This is a genomic window from Thalassolituus sp., from assembly GCF_034111725.1.
In the GTDB taxonomy this organism is placed as follows: domain Bacteria; phylum Pseudomonadota; class Gammaproteobacteria; order Pseudomonadales; family Oceanobacteraceae; genus Thalassolituus.
Genome location: NZ_JAWUWR010000023.1, coordinates 12,612 through 30,088, shown reverse-complemented (window position 1 = coordinate 30,088; position 17,477 = coordinate 12,612). Strand labels below are relative to the sequence as shown.

Sequence of the window (17,477 nt, the reverse complement as noted above, 5' to 3'; positions counted from 1 at the left end):
CAATGGAGTAACCATGTTCGGTCACTTGCTTTACTGCTGCGATCTTGAATTCTTCGTTATATCGTTCACCAGCCATATCGGCCTCCTCTTTAAATACATTGTAACTTTAAAGAGTGTCTAGATAACTAGGGGCGATTCAGTATCCATCAGATAACTAAACTACTCATAGGATTTAGGTATTCGTGCGAGAGCCCGCGACGACGAGGTCAAATTAATAGAATTGGGAGGTGATTGTATCTACAGATGTACACTAGAAAACCGCCTGTAGGAGCGATTCAACGAACGTTTTTTGTTCGTAATCGCGAAAGCGGTGATGGTATCAATAGAGTAAATCGGCACTGCTCGCTTCGCTTCCCTGAGTACCTCCTACACATTCCTAAGTAGTTATTTCAGCGTATACATACTTAACTGCGCTGGGCTTTCTTCGTCATTGGGCTGATCTGCCCTGCTTCTAAATATTCATCACCAGTAGCAAGCCATACTTTATAGTTAGGAAATAACTTCATTATTTCTTCCAGCTCTTCGGTTCTCATGACTTTGGTGTTTCGTACGGTGTACCAGCGTCTTTCTTTGATCTCTGTAGCCTCTTGCAACCACTCAGCTGTTAACCTCTCCGCATCCCAAATCGCAATAAATCTATCAATTATTGAATTCATATAAATAAAATCAATTACAATTTATATGAAATATGTTGCATATAATATGTAATTACCGTAAGTTTAGATGGTCGGCTACTGCCATAGCCGGTTTGATAATCATGTAACTGAACATCCTAGCACGAAAGCTGAGCAGTACAGATAGCTGCCGCGTGTTGGAAGGGAGTCCTAAATGAACGCTAGCGCCATTCGCATGTTAAGTCCTCTGCGTTGTCTGCCAGATCAATCGCCTGTTTCTCCTGTAGGCCTTGATCTTGTATTGGCGGAATACCAAGCAGCCTTTATTAAAGAATCCGTTTGTCTTCCTGAATTAGCGTTGCGCTACCTGATTTTTTTAGTGGTATCAGATGCCGACATTAAACAAATTTCATCGTTTGTTTATGCACTTCGGCTTGAATTAAATAGCGTGTGTTAGCCATGTTTTAAACGCTGGGCTTTAGCCAAAGTAGCGCTCGCAGTATGAGTGCTGCTTTGGCTATTTTTTTAAGAGCAAGGATCATGCTTAAACTTCTTACTGAAACGCGTAAGCACCCATTTCTGCCGGGATTAGATAACCCGCAAGCCGTATTTATGGATCTATCGGGCTCGCAACTGGTATTTAATATACCGGCTGGCAACGAATGTGAAAGACGCTATAAACCACTAGCGACACCATTAATTAGCCAGTTCGATATTCATAACAAACGTAGCTACAAATTCACCCACGAAGGATTCAGTACCGCGTGTTTGTTTCAACGCGACTTGGATTTCTTCTCCACCCCCTCCGGTATTAAAAGCATCGGCACTATTAGCGTATCGGTCGCTGTCGATCAGGTTAACTGCCTAGCTAGCGGCATGACCTGCCTAAACCCCAACCACTTTGAACAAGTCATACTGCGATTATTGCACCGCCTAGGCCCAGGAAACCCCGGCTTTTGGAAGAAAATAGCGCCGGTAAATTGGAAGCTATTCTGCCGCAACGAATCGACCTTCGTTATGTGCGAAATGCGCAACGACCTAGATGCGATATTAAGGCCAACACCTTACGACGCTATGCAATACACCAGCTTGGTAATGACCGCACTAGACGAACAACGCATCCTAAGAATCATGTTTCATAACACCGGCTACGTGCCCGACGCATTCGCCAGCAAAGTACGCGGGCAAATTAATCGATCAATAAAACTCAATTTAAATGAAGACGTGAAACGAAAACTAAGCGCCAGCAAAAGCAAATGGCCAAACGCAAAAATATCCGAATACCGCGAACCGGAGAATTGGGCTTACCCTAAATGGCGCAGAGAGTTTAACGATATGGGAGAGTCAAAAATCGTCGTCGCCAAACTCGGCAGCCCTGCGCCAGAGTTGAAGGTGCTGAGCAGTTTGGGATCTTCTCGGTGCTGGTCGCGACTACGAACAAAATACGTTCGCTGAGTCGCTCCTACGGGACGGGGTCTGGACGGTGAATTGAAAACTTGAGGTACTAGGGATTGATTGTAGGAGGTACTCAGGGAGCGAAGCGAGCAGTGCCGATTTACGACGTTGATTGTGTTATCAGTGCTTGTCGCGACTACGAACAAAAAGCGTTCGTTGAGTCGCTCCTACAGGATTTATACGTTGAATTGAGATCTTTAATAGATCCGGATTATTTGTAAAGGCACTCAGGGTTGATTGTAGGAGGTACTCCGGGAGCGAAGCGAGCAGTGCCGATTTACGACGTTGATCATATTATCGGTGCTGGTCGCGACTACGAACAAAATACGTTCATTGAGTCGCTCCTACAATGAATTCGAATGTTGAATCGAAATATCCGCAAAACTACTCACGGCTTTGTGCTCAGCCTCAGCAGGTACTTCCCCATCACGCACTAACCAAACCGTCTGCATGCCTGCTGTTTTAGCGGCGTCTAATTCTTCTTTTATGTCTGATAAAAACAGTACATTCGTGGCGCTGATGTCGTGTTGTTTTTGCAGGTCGGCCAAGATATTTAAATACGACTGCGCTTCGCGTTTTCCGCCTACGAGAGTATCAAAATGGCCGCTAAATAATGGCAGCAAGTCGCCATCTTGGCTAAAACCAAAAAATAGCTTTTGCGCGTAGATTGATCCCGACGAATACACATACAAGGGCAGGCCTTGGTCATGCCATTGTTTTAAGCAGGCGGTGGCGTCTGGGTACATGTGCGCTTGGTAGTCGCCGTTGCGGTAGCCCGCTTCCCATATTAAACCTTGTAGGGCTTTTAATGGGGTGGCTTTGCGGTCGGTATCGATCCAATGCAGTAGGCGGGTAATAAGGCCGTCGAGGTCGGCGGCGGCTACGGCATCGCCATCTGCTGCGCTGAGGTCTGCGGTTGCTTGCAGTTGGGCTTGTACGTCGGCGTTGTTTTTATTCGCGTGAATAAACTCAGCTAGATGTTTAGTCGCGTAGGGGAATAATACGTCGTGGACAAAACGGATGGAGGAGGTGGTGCCTTCAATATCCGTTAATATCAGTTTTACTGGGGTGCCCAATGCATCGGTCATGGTTAGTTATCCAAGCGGTTAAAACGTTGTGCGATGTCGCTGCCGGTAAAGTTCGCTACCCAACCGTCTGGGTTATTAAATAGGCGAATAGCAATAAAGCCCGGATTGGGTCCCATGTCGAACCAGTGGGTGGTGTTGGCGGGTACGCTGATTAGATCACCTTGGGTACACAGCACTTCATATACTTTATTGCCGATGTGTAGAGTGAATAGCCCTTGTCCGGCAACAAAAAAGCGAACTTCGTCTTCGCTGTGTGTGTGTTCGCTGAGGAACTTTTCGCGGAATTCTTTTTTCTGCGGATGGTCGCTGTTTAAGCTAACAACGTCCACGGTTTGGTAGCCGTCTTCTTTTATTAGGCGATCAATGTCCGCTTGGTAAGCCGCAATCACGTCTTCGTGGCTGGCACCCGGTTGCAGGTCGGCATCGGTGCTCCATTGTTCGTAGCGAACTCCGGCCTCGGCTAAATGCTTGGCGATTTTTTCTTTGCTGTCGGTGGTAAACAGCAAGTTGGTAACGTCCATATCGGTGTAAACGCGCAGGATGCTCATAGCGGCCTCAGAGGTTGCGTAATTTTAGTAATTCCAACTGGTAGCCCAGTAGGTTTTCGAGTGCTTCAAGGTGGCGGAAGCATTCGTTAATGTCTTTGCCCCAGGTGTATACACCATGGCCGCGAATTAAATAGGCATGGCCTTGTCCGGCCTTTTGCATGTGTTGTTCAACGTTTGCGGCAAGACGGCTGATATCTTGATCGTTGGCAAAAATAGGAAAATGCACAGCATCTTCGTGCGTAGTTTCTCCGGCGAAGGCTTTTTGCAGTTCCCAGCCTTGGAGGGTTAATACGTCGTCTGGCCAAATTTGCGACAGTACCACGCCCACAGGGGAGTGCGTATGCAATACCGCGCCTATGCTGGTATCGCGTTGATAGAGCTGAGTATGCAGTAAAGTTTCGGCAGAAGGTTTGCCGCTGGTTTGTGCTTCACCTGCCATATTAACCACCAGAATATCGCCTGAGGTTAATTCGCCTTTGTGTTTGCCTGAGCTGGTTAGAGCACAGTGATTGGCGTCGATGCGAATCGAGTAGTTTGAACTGGTGGCTGGCGACCAGCCACGGCCATATAAGATGCGGCCAAAGCGGCATAGATCATCTGCGGCGGTAGCAAAAATAGCGTTATCAAACATCGGCATTCTCTTTATGAATTCACCAGCAAGGCAACGGTTTCGAGGCTTGGCTTCATGATCAGGCCTTTTTCGGTGGCGATAGCGTCGATCAGCTCAGCCGGTGTTACGTCGAATGCTGGGTTGATGGCGTCACAACCGGTGGGTGCTATGGCTTGGCCATTCAGGCTGGTAACTTCGCTGGCGCTGCGCTGTTCAATCGGAATGTCGTTGCCGCTGGTCAGTGTCATATCAAAGGTGCTGAGTGGCGCGGCTACCATCACTTTCATACCATGATGTTTGGCTAATACGGCCAAGCTGTAGGTGCCAATTTTGTTGGCAACGTCGCCGTTGGCGGTAATGCGGTCGGCACCGACGATTACCCAGTCGGCTTTACCTTGGCGGAATAGCTGTGCGGCGGCGCCGTCACATACCAGTTTTACCGGGATATTGTCTTGCATCAGTTCCCATGCGGTTAAACGCGCACCTTGCAGCCAAGGGCGGGTTTCACCGGCGTAAACTTGTTCGATTTTACCGTCAGCCATGGCCGTGCGAATAATACCTAACGCTGTGCCGTGGCCACCGGTTGCTAAAGCGCCAGTATTACAGTGGGTGTATACGCGGCAGCGGTCGCTTAACAAAGAAGCGCCGTATTCGCCCATCGCAAGGTTGGCGGAGATGTCTTCATCGTGAATTTTTTTCGCTTCGGCCACTAAGGTGTGAGCATCGCTGGTGCCAAGGCCGGCCATGCGCTCTAACGCCCAGAATAAATTAACAGCGGTAGGGCGAGATTCGGCTAACACTCGATAGGCGGCTTCTAAGTCGCGGCCAGCAAGCGCATCGAGGGCGTAACCATAGGCCGCGGCAATACCAATTGCGGGTGCGCCACGCACCACCATATCGCGAATGGCATCGGCAACGTCGGCAGCGGTGGTGTATTCATGGATTAGATGCTGATGCGGTAATACACGCTGGTCGAGCAGGTGCAACGCTTGGTTGCGCCACTCAACGGCATGAAAAGAAGAGGAGTACGTGGTCATAAAATGTTCCGCCCATCTAAGAAAGGCGGCCATTTTACCGGCTAATTGCGTTGACCGACACCGCTAGAGCCAGTATCGGTCAGCATTTACCTGGATACAGAGCTTATAGATAGCTTTGCATCTGTTGGAAGGCGCGGATCAGGCCATTGGTTGAACCATCAAAACCTTCAGGTATCGCAGATGATTCCAAAGCGTTAAGTACTTTATTGCCGAGCTGCTTACCCAGTTCAACACCCCATTGGTCAAAGGAGTTAATGCCCCAGATTATGCCCTGTGCCGCTACCTTGTGTTCATAAAGAGCAATCAGCGCACCAATACTTTGCGGTGAGGATTTTGGGAAGTAGAGGGTATTCGATGGGCGGTTGCCCGGAATGACTTTTTGCGGTGCCAGTACAATCGCTTCGGCGTGATTCATCCCAGCGGCCACCAATTCGGCCACGGCTTCGTCTTCTGACTTACCTTGCAGTAGTGCTTGGCTCTGCGATAGGCAATTGGATACCAGCATCGCATGGAAGTTATCAATCGGGTTGTGCGAGCACATAGGCATGATGAAATCACACGGCGAGAAATGTGTTCCCTGATGTAACAACTGGTGGAATGCGTGTTGGCCGTTAGTGCCTACGCCGCCCCAAATAACCGGGCCGGTTTGATAATCCACCTTGTTGCCGTCAGTGGTAACACTTTTACCGTTACTCTCCATATCGACTTGTTGTAAGTGGGCAGGGAGGCTGCGCAGGTAATGGTCGTACGGCAGAATGGCGTGCGAGTTAACACCAAAGAAGTTGACGTACCAAACACCCAGTAAGGCCATGATAACTGGCATGTTGTGTTCTAGTGGTGTGGTGCGGAAATGCTCGTCCATGGCATAGGCGCCGCGCAACAGTTCGCGGAAATTATCAATGCCAATTGCCAATGCCAGTGGCAAACCAATGGCCGACCACAAAGAGTAGCGTCCGCCTACCCAATCCCACATTGGGAAGATATTTTCTTCGGCAATACCAAATGCGGTGGCCTTTTCAATGTTCGACGACACGGCTGTGAAATGTTTGGCTAGGTCGTGTTCTTCACCACCGTTATCAAGGAACCATTGGCGGCAGGCATTGGCATTTTTCAGCGTTTCTTGGGTCGTGAACGATTTCGACTGAATGATAAACAGGGTCGTTGCAGGATCTAAACGCTTGAGGATCTCAGTGATATGAGAGCCGTCGATGTTGGCCAAGTAATGAATGCTTAAACGGCTATCCCAGTAGGGTTTGAGCGCACTTGAAGCGAGTTTAGGGCCAAGGAAAGAACCACCGATACCAATAGAGACAACATCGGTAAAGGTCTTGTTGCTATAACCACGCCATTGGTTGCGACGGATCTTCCAGCAGAATTCTTCCATGCGGCGCACGGTATCGCGGATCTCTGGCATGATGTTTTCACCATCCACAATAACGTCGCGATCGCCAAAGTTACGTAGCGCCGTATGCAAGGCTGGTCGACCTTCGCTGCCATTCACTTTTTCACCACTGAACATGGCGGCTATGTGAGTCGTTAAATTTTGCTGACGCGCCAACTTGAAGAGTAACTTCATGGTGTCGTCGTTGATGCGATTTTTTGAGTAATCGAGGCTTAGACCGGCCGCATCAATATGGAATTGTTCAAAACGGCTTGGGTTTGCAGCAAACATGTCACGCATATGCTCGTGTTCAATGTTTTGATGGTGCGCTTGAAGTGCCTTCCATACGTCGGATTGGGTTAGGCTTCCGGTAAATGCCATGGGTATCCCTTAGGTTTTGTAACGAGTAACGAGAACTAGAATTGTAGAGAGTATACGGTGGGGGCGATAGCGGGGCAAAAAAACGCCGCTCATTGAGCGGCGTTTCTGTTCAGTTTGGCGCTTCGAGCTAAACCAAGCGGTTTAACTCTTACGTCGGTTAGGACTTAAGCAACCTGCACTGGAATGTCGAAGCTGGTATGACTTACCGTGTTATCGGCATTCATGTACACCATCTTAGGTTTAAAGTTTGCTAGCTCTTTTTCGTCGTAGCTGCCGTATGTACAAATGATAATACGATCGCCCACGCCAGCTAAACGAGCAGCGGCTCCGTTGACAGAGATCATGCCAGAACCGTCTTCGCCACGAATGATGTACGTAGTGAAACGTTGGCCGTTATCAATGTTATAAATCTGGATCTGTTCAAACTCACGCATGCCCGCGAGATCCAGCAGTTTGCCGTCAATGGCGCAAGAGCCTTCGTAGTTCAGCACCGAGTGAGTCACACGGGCTTGATGAAGTTTGGCTTTTAGCATGGTGGTTTGCATGATAAACCCTTTCGTCACAGTTCACATATTCGACATCTGAACATTTGTTTTCAAATGCCGGAATTGTTCATTTCTTGGCCGTTTGGCGCAAGGCGCGCAAGTATGCCTTAATCAATCTTACGATTCAATGTCACGGCGATATTATCAATAAGTCGTGCAGAACCCAAAAAAGCGGCACCTAGCACGACGATGTCATCATCGCCTGTGGCAGTAGGTGCTAAGTCACGGCTGCGTCGAACTTCAACATAGTCGGGTTTGAAACCGCGTTTTTCTAAGTCTTGTCGTGCTTGGCTCAGGGTAGCATCTAATGCTGCTCCTGCATTTAAAGCCACGATCACTTCGTTTAGGGTTTGGTACAGCCCCGTCGCTAATGCTCGTTCTTCGGTGCTCAGGTAACCATTACGAGAACTTAGCGCCAATCCATCTTCTGCTCGAGCAGTAGGCACAGTGACGACCTCTACTGGCATACACAGGTCGTTAACCATTTTGCGAATGACGGCCACTTGTTGGAAATCTTTTTCGCCAAAAAAGGCTTTATCGGCTAACACCTGATTGAACAGCTTAGTTACCACTGTCGATACACCATCAAAGTGACCCGGGCGACTACCACCGCACAAACCCTCTGATACCACGGGAACGTGGACAATGCTCTGAGATTCCTGACCGTTTGGATACATCTCTTCAACATTCGGAGCAAATAGCAAATTACACTGCGCTTGAGCCAATTTTTGCTGGTCATCGGGCAGCGTTCGTGGATAACGCTGTAAATCGCTTTTGTCGTTAAATTGCAGCGGGTTCACGAAGATGCTGGCCACCACGAACTCACATTCGCTGCGAGCGCGATCAATCAGGCAGATGTGTCCCGCGTGCAGATTACCCATCGTCGGAACAAAGCCAATACGTTGGCCATTGCGACGGGCGTTAGCAACGTGGTCGCGTAATTCGGCCACGGTATGAACAGTAATCATGCGCTGAATCCGTGCTCAGGTGCTGGGAATTCGCCAGCACGAACGGCCTCTGCGTAGGCTTTAAAGGCGTCCTGCACGTTACGGCCGTCGATCATAAAGTTTTTCACAAACTTAGGGGTATGGCCTGTATTTAGGCCAAGCATGTCATGCATCACCAATACTTGCGCGTCAGTATCGCTACCAGCACCAATGCCGATTACAGGAACGGTTACCGCGGCAGTAATGCGTGCAGCCAATTCGCTAGGAACACATTCCAATAAGATCAGATCCGCCCCGGCGTTAGCCAAAGCTACCGCATGTTCGATCATAGCTGTGGCTTTTGCTTCGTCCCGGCCTTGTACGCGATAGCCGCCAAACTTATTAACGGATTGCGGTGTTAACCCTAAGTGCGCGCAAACAGGTACGCCTTGGCGAGCGAGAGTTTTAACTAAAGGAACAAGCCAGTCGTCGCCTTCTACTTTCACCATATGAGCGCCTGCTTGCATAACCTCGCGTGCACTGGCTAACCCTTGTTCTAAGGTGCCGTAACTCATAAATGGTAGGTCGGTCATGACTAGAGCTGGGCGTGTCGCTTTTGCGTTGCCACGGGCAACACAGGCCGTATGGTAGGCCATGTCGCTAACCGATACCGGCAGAGTGCTGTCGCGGCCCTGCAATACCATTCCCAATGAATCGCCCACCAATAGCACTTCAACGCCGGCATCTGCCGCTAGTTGGGCAAAGGTAGCATCGTAGGCAGTCAGCACTGCAAATTTTTGCTGCTGCTCTTTCATAGTTTGCAGTGAGCGAATACTGATCGAACTCATTGTGTTTCTCCGGTTACAGTCTGCGACGGTTGCAGGCCTAGTAGAGTATTGAGCGTATGGTGCGGATTGTGGGTTATATGTCAATAACGGGACAGTGCAGTTTCTGCAATTCACCGTTAAATTCGGGCGTTATTTGTGAGATGAGTTGACCGTTGGGCAGTCGTAGCTCCGGCGTTAACTCCGCTAAAGGAACGACGACGAAGCTCCGTTTGGCTAGCTCTAGGTGCGGAATATTTAGGCGTTGACTGTGCAATTGCAGATCGTCGTAGAGCAGGATATCTAGGTCGATGCAGCGTTCGCCCCAATGTCGAAATTTTTCTCGCCCTTGATCGCGCTCTTGCTGTTGCAGCGCATCCAATAATTCAAGTGGGGTTAGCTCAGTATGGATATGGGCGACCGCATTGAGATAGTCGGGCTGATCTTGTGGACCAAGAGGTTTGCTGCCATACAATGATGAATACGCGATTAATCGCGTTTGTGGCAACTTGTGCAGTGCTTGCAGGGCGAGCGTAATTTGCGCATCAGGGGCATTGAGATTTGCCCCTAAACCGATGTAACAGCTGGCCATAGCTTATTCGGCATCTGGAGATCGAGGTTTGCGTGGGCCTCGGCGACGGCGTTTTTTACCATCGACACGGCTGCTGTAATCATTGGTGTCGGCGCGCGGTACTGCGGGCTCGACTTCTTGGCGTTTAGTCCAGTATTCACCAATGCCACCTAGATCTTCACCTGATTGTTCGCGCAGCAAGACGAAGTCATATGCGGCACGGAAGCGCGGATGAGTGAGTAGTTCGCTGGTGCGACGGCTGTTTACCTTTGGTAAACGTAATTGTAGTTCCCATATCTCGCGCATCGGGATGGAGAAACGCTTAGGGATCGACGTTGCCTTCAATTGCTGAGCTAACGCGCGATCAGCGGCTTTCTGCATGGCAGGGTGCGGTGCCAAGCCAGAATCCTGAAATTCACGCTGCATACGCGCTACTTGTGGCCACAGTAACGCCGCCAAAAAGAAGTAAGGTGTTACCGACTTACCCGCTTGAATGCGTTTATCGGTATTGGCCATGGTGTTTTCAATCAAAGCCAGCACTTGCGGGTCTGCTTGGATGCTTTGTTCTGTGCCAGGGAATAGCGGCTCGAATAATTTGTACTCGCGTAGCAAGCGCAGGGTATCGAGTGCATTGCCGTGCAGAATAAGTTTGAGTATTTCTTCAAATAGGCGTGCCGCCGGTATTTGAGTAAGCAGCGGAGCCATCGCAGGAATTGGCGCGGCGGCTTCAGGGTCAATATTAAAATTCAACTTCGCCGCGAAGCGAATGGCGCGCAGCATACGTACCGGATCTTCGCGATAGCGTGTTTCGGGATCACCGATTAGGCGGATACGACGCTCTTGCAGATCTTCCCAGCCGCCAGCATAAGAATGAACGCTGAAATCAGCAACATTGTAATAAAGAGCATTGATCGTGAAATCACGGCGCACGGCGTCTTCATCTTTATTGCCGTAAACGTTGTCACGCAGAATCATGCCTTGGTCGCCAGTAGCGGCCAGTTTATTCGGATGTTCTTCTGTTGGTGGCGCACGGAAGGTCGCAACTTCGATGACTTCGCGGCCAAAAACCACGTGCACAAGTTTAAAACGACGACCGATCAGACGCGAATTGCGAAATAGCTGGTTAACTTGTTCAGGGGTTGCGTTGGTTGCTACGTCGAAATCTTTTGGTGATAGGCCCAGAAGGGTGTCGCGCACACCCCCGCCGACTAGATAGGCCTCGTAACCGGCCTTGTTTAGGCGGTACAAAACTTTGAGTGCGGCTTCGCTGATGCTGCTACGGCTTATGCTGTGCTCATCGCGTGGTACGACTTTTAATGTTTCGTCGTCGCGCTTTTTAGTGCCAAATAGGCGTTTAACTCGGTTAATCAAGGTCACTTGAGATAGGTGTCTCTGTATCAATTTAGCTCGCGAGTGTACCGGTTAGTGATCGCCAAATAAACAAAAAGCCGCTTGGGGCGGCTTCTTGAGGGCTAGCATTATTATTATTATTGACCTAGCAACTAACGGTAACGCTCTGTTTTGAATAGGCAGTCCACTGCCGCTTCTTATTATTATTTTTCGACAGCTCCCGCTGCACATTCAAAACAGTCGTCTGCGACCCATATTATTTTTATTGTCGGGTCACAATCCTACGGCGCTTTATTATTGTTATTAGTGCGCCTTCTTTCGTTCGCTCAGTACCCTTTGTTATTTTTGTCAGTGGGTTACTGTGCTCTTGTATTAGATATAGCATTCGTCGTGCCAGTTTTTTAAATTACAGTAAAATCAATAACTTGGCAGATCTATACAGTTCTTGAAGATAGACAGTTACGTAAAAGTGTTACAAAAGATAACGCTTTTCGTAACGTGTGGGTAACAGAAACGTAGTCCTAGGTAACACTATGTAACCTGCTTGGGCAGAATGCGCTTTTCAGTGAAGACTAATGAGGACAAATTAGATGAAGGACGATGAGGATAGAGAAAATGCATTTTCACCTAATAGATCGGTGTGAAACTTTTTGCATCTAAGAAGAACAAATACAGAATGAGTGCTTGAGGTGGCCGAAAGGCAACAAAAAAGCCGCTTGCGCGGCTTTATATCGGGGGGGCTACATCTTTTTTTATTATTATTGATTGTGCTACTTGGGTCTTAGCACCGCTGTTTTGAATAGGCAGCCTTCGTCGGGCTGTTTGTTATTGTTGTTGTCAGCTCCGGGCTGCTCATTCAAAACAATCAGTCGTTAGTGGCTCTTTATTATAATTAGTATTGAGTCCACAACCTGGAACGCACTTTGTTATTTTTATTAGTGTGCTTCCCTTTGTAGCCACTCCCTTTGTTATTTTTATAGTGGGATACAGCTACTTAAATAATATATAGCAGGCATCGTGCCAATTATTGAAAACCCTTATAAATCAATCAGTTAAAAAATTACACCTGTCTATGATAATAGACACTTCGACTAAAGTGTTACGTAGAGTGAGCCGGTAAGTAACAGTTTATGCTGTTAGGTAACACTCTGTAACTGCTCTGGCTGTGTTACGCCAGAAGGAAGAGTTTTGATCTAATGGGTGTACGTTTAGTAAGAAGATGATTTATCGAGAGGGAGGGACTAGAAACATAAAAGCCGATGGGCAGTCCTGTTAGGGGCAGGCGGCGCATCGGCTTATAAAAATTGGTTTATTCTTGTTCTAATTCGCTGGAGCCCGATTATTTTTATTGTTGGGCCGCAACTGTCGCTCTTTCTTATTGTTATCTTGGTGAGCATTTTTAGTTGTTTGATTTATATAAAGCGATAGTTGTGCCAACTTTTGTCAAAAATTGAAAAGCTGTTGTAAATCAGTAAGTTAGGATTTTTTGTGGGATTCTGTACGAGAAGTAACAGTTTATTAGACTAAAGTGTTACTGGGTTTGTTACGTAGGGTGGCGTTATATGACTTGTTTGGTTGGGGTGTAACACCCCAGTTATATTATTTGTTACTTTTCTTGCGTGGAATGCCTAAGCGTTGGCGACGTTCCCAGAGGCTTTTTCGTGAAATGCCGAGTTTGCGCGCTAATTCAGTTTCGGTCATGGTGGCTTCGTTTTCTAGAACGAAGTGCATGAAGTAGTCATCTAACGATAGATCACCCTGCGCAGATTGCGAGTCGGTAGGTTCAGAATACTGGATGTTTTCTAACAAGCCTTGGCGCATGCTTTCGCTGAGATAGCGATCTGGTGAGCTTGATAATTCAATGCCGAGCTGTTCAGGGCCAATGGCTTCATCATCAGCAAGAATCACTGCCCGTTCTACCGCGTTTTCTAACTCACGCACGTTACCTGGCCAGTGATATTCGGCGATAGCCATTAGCGCTTCATCGGTAAAGTGCATGGGTACGTGGTTCATGCGTTCGTAACAGCGTACGAGCAGAGCTTCAGCTAATTCCAGTACATCGTCGCCGCGGTTACGTAGCGGTGGCAAATGTAGCTCAACAACATTAAGACGGTAATATAAGTCTTCACGGAACTCGCCTACACTGGCGAGCTCTTTCAAATTGCGGTGGGTCGCAGCGATCAGGCGCACATCGACCTTGCGACTTTGTACAGAACCAACGCGGCGAATTTCGCCTTCTTGCAATACTCGCAGTAAACGCGCTTGCGCTTCGAGCGGTAGCTCGCCGATTTCGTCTAAAAATAATGTGCCGCCGTCTGCCGCTTCAACAAGACCTTGGCGCAGCGCGGTTGCACCGGTGAAGGCCCCTTTTTCATGGCCGAATAATTCCGATTCGATTAATGTTTCTGGAATCGCGGCGCAGTTAACCGAAATCATGGGGGCGTTAACACGACGGCTTTGTGTGTGTAATGCCTTGGCTACTAACTCTTTACCGGTGCCGGATTCACCTTGAATCAATACGGTTGCGTCAGTGGGAGCAACTTTGCTGATCTTTTTGAACAGTAGCAACATAGGTTCGCAGCTACCAATAATCCCAGTTGCAGGTGTTTCTCCACTATTAGGAGTGGCGCCTTTCGTGTTGCCTTGTTCTGGTTGGCTGAGTTTGGATTCACTCAGAATATGCTTAACCGAACGCAGCATCTCGTCGTGATCAAATGGCTTGGCAATATAATCCACTGCACCCATTTTCATCGCATCGACGGCAGAGCGCAGGCTGGCGTAGCTGGTCATGATGAGAACGGGGGTTTTTCCTGCCAGCTCAATCAGTTCGGTGCCGTTGCCGCCAGGTAAACGTAAGTCGCTAATAATGAGGTCAAATTGACTGAAGTCTTGTTCGCGTGCTGCATCCAGCGAATCCACATCCGTCACTTCATAGTCGTGGCGCTGCAATAGGCGGCGCACGGCTTGGCGAATGATGGTTTCGTCTTCAACAACTAGGATATGACTCATTCAGTTTGTTCCATTTCATCTGTTTGCAAATATCGCGGTAGGCTGACTTTAACACAGGTTCCGCGCCCACCGGCTACTGGACTTTCAATGCTAATGTGGCCGTAGTGCTCTTCAACAATGCTGTAAACCAAGGCGAGACCGAGGCCTGTGCCTTTGCCAACTTCTTTGGTGGTGAAGAAAGGTTCAAAAATTCGATCTAGGGTATCGGCAGGTATACCGTGACCTTCGTCGATTACGAGTAGGCTGATTTGATGCTCGTCAACATGTGCCTGCACCCAAACGGTGGTCCCCGATTCACTGGCATCGCGGGCATTGCCAAGTAGATTGACAAAAACCTGAACCAAACGCTGGGCATCACCTAAAACATTCAAGTGTGGCGAGCAGTCGTTGACGAAGCGGATGTCTTGGCTGCGCTTGCTCAAGCGTAGCAGTTGCATGGCTTCATCGACGCAGTGAGAAATATCAACGATTTCATGCTCGGTGCTGTGATGACCGGCGTGAGCGAAATTCATCAGCGACTGCACGATACGCGTTACGCGGCGCGTCTGCTCTTGAATTTGATCGGCCATTTGCAGTAATTCGGGGTTATCCGTTTCATAGCGCATGCCTTGCGCTAGACAGTCGATTCCTGTGATTGGGTTGCCAATTTCGTGCGCAACCCCAGCGGCCAGACGCCCAATAGAAGCTAAACGTTCGCTATGGATCAGTTCTTCTTCTAATAGTTGAGTTTCTGTTTGGTCTTCAACTAACACAACAATGCCGCCTGGCTGACCGCCGCTAGGCTCGATCATGGCTTTGTGCAAGCTGTACCAATTTGGGCGTGCGCCAGTATCCACTCGATGCTTGTGTTCGTGCATGGAATCACTGCTGACGAAATTGGTGAGCAGTGCGCCCCAAGGATTGGGCAAACGGTTGAGATGGGAGCCAGTAACATCAACGGCGACAATGCCAGTGAGTTCGGTCATCGCTTGGTTCCACATTAATACTTCACCATCGCCCGCAAGTGAGCAAACCCCCATAGGCAGGCGCTCTAGGGTTTGGCGATGATAACGTCGCAGGTTATCCAGTTCGCTAGCAATACCGCTAAGGCGATCATGAAAGCCTTCTAGGCGCTGTTCAATTTGGTAGATATCTTCGCTAAGTTCACCATCTTCTTGGAATGGAAGGTAGCGGCTGACGATATCGTGGGCAACGGTTGGCCCCATTAACCCAGATAGGTTGGCTTCTAGGCGCACGCGCAAGCGTCGCAACGCATAAGGGCGATCTTCAAAGGATGGCAAAGTTAAGTCGGTAAGTGCTTGGTACACTTCACGCTCGGCAACGTAACGACCTAAAGGTTTACTGAGTGAGTTGATTACGTCGTTGGAGTTGGTTGCGATTAACGGTCTACGCGTAGGTCTCGATACCGTATCAATTGAGCACGCTTCAGCGGCAGATATTTCGGATGCTTTGCGCTTGGTGAGCATGCTCACCACAACGAACAGTGTGGCATTGACGCCCAGCGCTCCCATTGCCGCTAAATGCCAGTTACTTTCATTGATCGGAGGTAACGGGATGGGAATGTTCCAGCCTAATGCCAGTTCGCAAAATGGTAGCAGCATGGCGTAGATCCAGGTTGCGATTCCGCTGCCTAAACCAAACAAAAACCCCTTGCGATTTGATTGTGGCCAGTACAGCAATCCAAGGATTGCGGGCAAAAACTGAGAGGCGGCAACAAACGCTAAAATCCCCAGTTGGGTAAGTTCAAGATCAGCCCCCACCAAGCGATAGAAGCCGTAGGCCAGCAGTAAAATTGCAGCGATTAATAAGCGGCGCATCCACAGTAGCCAACGATAGAAGTCGTGACGCGGGCTAGGCTTATGGAATGGCAATACCAAATGGTTCAAGAACATAGCAGCGGTTGATAGCGTGGTAACAATCACAATGCCCGAGGCTGCTGCGAGTCCTCCCATAAAGGTCACAATGGTGAGGAAGGGGGATTCGAGTTTTAATCCTATGCCCAATGCGAAGTATTCGGGGGGGGTATCGACGTTGAGGTAGATACCTGCCCATAAAATCGGTGGCACTGACAAACTCATGATCAATAGAAAAAGTGGAAAACCCCAGCTAGCCGGGCGCAGAGCGCGCGGGTTCATGTTCTCGGTGAATGCCATATGGAACATGTGTGGCATGACGATAGCGGCGGCAAAAAAAACTAATAACAGCGTGCGCCAAGGGCCGTCTTGCAAGGTGACTTGTTGGTGAGCGAGGCGATCTTGGTTGTCGATGAGCCATTGTTGTAACCCGCCGACTTCAGGAAAGACGCCAAATAACACGACGCCGCCCAATATGAGGATGGCGATCATCTTTAGTAGGGATTCAAAAGCAATCGCGAAGACTAGGCCTTCATGTTTCTCGCGCGGCGATACATGGCGAGCACCAAACAAAATGGCGAAAAGGATCATGACTAAGCAGTAAGCAAACGCGAGTGTTGACACTGGCCAGTCGTGGTTTAGCAAATACAAAGTATCGGCAATCGCGGTGATCTGCAGAGTTAGCATAGGAATGACCACAGCCAACATGAACAGCGACACCATAATCCCTGCGCCAGGGCTGCGATAGCGGAATGCTAATAGATCGGCAAGTGAACTGAGTTGGTAAATTCGAGTGATTTGCAGAATAGGCCGTAACAGAATGGGCGACATAACAAAGGCGCCTGAAATACCCAAGTAGTAGGCCAAAAAACCATAACCATACTGATGGGCAAGACCAACCGAGCCGTAAAAGGCCCAAGCACTGGCGTATACCCCGAGTGAGAAAATGTACACCACCGGGTGACGAACCCAAGAGCGCGGCAGCCAGCCACGTTCCATGGCATAAGCTGCAAGAAATAAAGAGCCTAGATATCCAAGAATAATAAAGGCGAGTTGGCCAAGGCTAAACGTCATCGTCGTGGTGTCGCTGCTTGTAGTTAATCCAAATGTAGAAAGCGATCAGAAATAACCAGATCGCAAATGGTCGATACCAAGCCCCGTTATCATTCAGCCACCAATCCATCATGATGGGCGAGAACAGGTAGATACCGACGAGCAGCAATAAGCCAAGGCGATAATCGTACATAGATGTCACGTAAAAATTAAAGTGCTAAGACTAGCACAG

The 17,477-nt window shown here is 48.9% G+C and carries 16 protein-coding genes; 2 read left to right on the top strand and 14 right to left on the bottom strand.

Translation table 11 applies throughout. From position 1 onward, the window contains the following. Positions 1-404 precede the first annotated feature (404 nt). Positions 405-656, bottom strand: a complete 252-nt coding sequence (locus UXZ23_RS03580) for a hypothetical protein (RefSeq protein ID WP_320819275.1) — start codon at positions 654-656, stop codon at positions 405-407. A gap of 172 nt (positions 657-828) precedes the next feature. Here UXZ23_RS03580 and UXZ23_RS03575 point away from each other — a divergent pair, with 172 nt between their 5' ends. Then, on the top strand, positions 829-1,071 hold the full coding sequence (locus UXZ23_RS03575) for a hypothetical protein (protein ID WP_015488227.1): 243 nt from the start codon (positions 829-831) through the stop codon (positions 1,069-1,071). Between the two features lie 83 nt (positions 1,072-1,154). Next, complete coding sequence (locus UXZ23_RS03570; protein WP_320819274.1) at positions 1,155-2,069, top strand: hypothetical protein; 915 nt, start codon at positions 1,155-1,157, stop codon at positions 2,067-2,069. 344 nt (positions 2,070-2,413) lie between these two features. Here the strand turns inward: UXZ23_RS03570 and mtnC are convergent, their stop codons facing one another. The 13 genes from mtnC to UXZ23_RS03505 form a co-directional block, all read right to left on the bottom strand. Beyond that, positions 2,414-3,157 (bottom strand): acireductone synthase, encoded by a 744-nt coding sequence (gene mtnC, locus UXZ23_RS03565; protein WP_320819273.1) that lies wholly within the window; start codon positions 3,155-3,157, stop codon positions 2,414-2,416. Between the two features lie 2 nt (positions 3,158-3,159). Beyond that, on the bottom strand, positions 3,160-3,705 hold the full coding sequence (locus tag UXZ23_RS03560; protein WP_320819272.1) for an acireductone dioxygenase: 546 nt from the start codon (positions 3,703-3,705) through the stop codon (positions 3,160-3,162). 7 nt (positions 3,706-3,712) lie between these two features. After that, on the bottom strand, positions 3,713-4,336 hold the full coding sequence (locus tag UXZ23_RS03555; protein ID WP_320819271.1) for a methylthioribulose 1-phosphate dehydratase: 624 nt from the start codon (positions 4,334-4,336) through the stop codon (positions 3,713-3,715). Positions 4,337-4,347: 11 nt separating this feature from the next. Beyond that, the gene (gene mtnA, locus UXZ23_RS03550) at positions 4,348-5,352 is read right to left on the bottom strand and encodes an S-methyl-5-thioribose-1-phosphate isomerase (RefSeq protein ID WP_320819270.1); all 1,005 of its coding nucleotides are present in this window, start codon (positions 5,350-5,352) and stop codon (positions 4,348-4,350) included. A gap of 103 nt (positions 5,353-5,455) precedes the next feature. Beyond that, entirely contained in the window at positions 5,456-7,114 is a 1,659-nt protein-coding gene (gene pgi / locus UXZ23_RS03545) for a glucose-6-phosphate isomerase (protein WP_320819269.1), read from the bottom strand. 164 nt (positions 7,115-7,278) lie between these two features. Beyond that, positions 7,279-7,659 carry an aspartate 1-decarboxylase gene (gene panD / locus UXZ23_RS03540; protein WP_320819268.1) on the bottom strand — a complete coding sequence of 127 codons (381 nt, stop codon included), beginning with the start codon at positions 7,657-7,659 and terminating at the stop codon, positions 7,279-7,281. A gap of 107 nt (positions 7,660-7,766) precedes the next feature. Further along, positions 7,767-8,627 carry a pantoate--beta-alanine ligase gene (gene panC / locus UXZ23_RS03535; RefSeq protein WP_320819267.1) on the bottom strand — a complete coding sequence of 287 codons (861 nt, stop codon included), beginning with the start codon at positions 8,625-8,627 and terminating at the stop codon, positions 7,767-7,769. After that, positions 8,624-9,433 (bottom strand): 3-methyl-2-oxobutanoate hydroxymethyltransferase, encoded by an 810-nt coding sequence (panB, locus tag UXZ23_RS03530; RefSeq protein ID WP_320819266.1) that lies wholly within the window; start codon positions 9,431-9,433, stop codon positions 8,624-8,626. The genes panC and panB overlap by 4 nt, the downstream gene beginning before the upstream one ends. A 73-nt stretch (positions 9,434-9,506) precedes the next feature. Beyond that, positions 9,507-10,001, bottom strand: a complete 495-nt coding sequence (folK, locus tag UXZ23_RS03525; RefSeq protein WP_320819265.1) for a 2-amino-4-hydroxy-6-hydroxymethyldihydropteridine diphosphokinase — start codon at positions 9,999-10,001, stop codon at positions 9,507-9,509. A 3-nt stretch (positions 10,002-10,004) separates the two neighbouring features. Further along, positions 10,005-11,357: a polynucleotide adenylyltransferase PcnB gene (pcnB, locus tag UXZ23_RS03520; RefSeq protein WP_320819264.1), complete on the bottom strand. Its 1,353-nt coding sequence runs from the start codon at positions 11,355-11,357 to the stop codon at positions 10,005-10,007. Positions 11,358-12,929: 1,572 nt separating this feature from the next. Continuing rightward, entirely contained in the window at positions 12,930-14,339 is a 1,410-nt protein-coding gene (locus UXZ23_RS03515) for a sigma-54 dependent transcriptional regulator (RefSeq protein ID WP_320819263.1), read from the bottom strand. Beyond that, positions 14,336-17,266, bottom strand: a complete 2,931-nt coding sequence (locus UXZ23_RS03510; RefSeq protein ID WP_320819262.1) for a sensor histidine kinase — start codon at positions 17,264-17,266, stop codon at positions 14,336-14,338. The genes UXZ23_RS03515 and UXZ23_RS03510 overlap by 4 nt, the downstream gene beginning before the upstream one ends. Next, entirely contained in the window at positions 17,256-17,438 is a 183-nt protein-coding gene (locus UXZ23_RS03505; RefSeq protein ID WP_075272849.1) for a hypothetical protein, read from the bottom strand. Before UXZ23_RS03505 ends, UXZ23_RS03510 begins: the two co-directional genes overlap by 11 nt. Positions 17,439-17,477 lie beyond the last annotated feature (39 nt).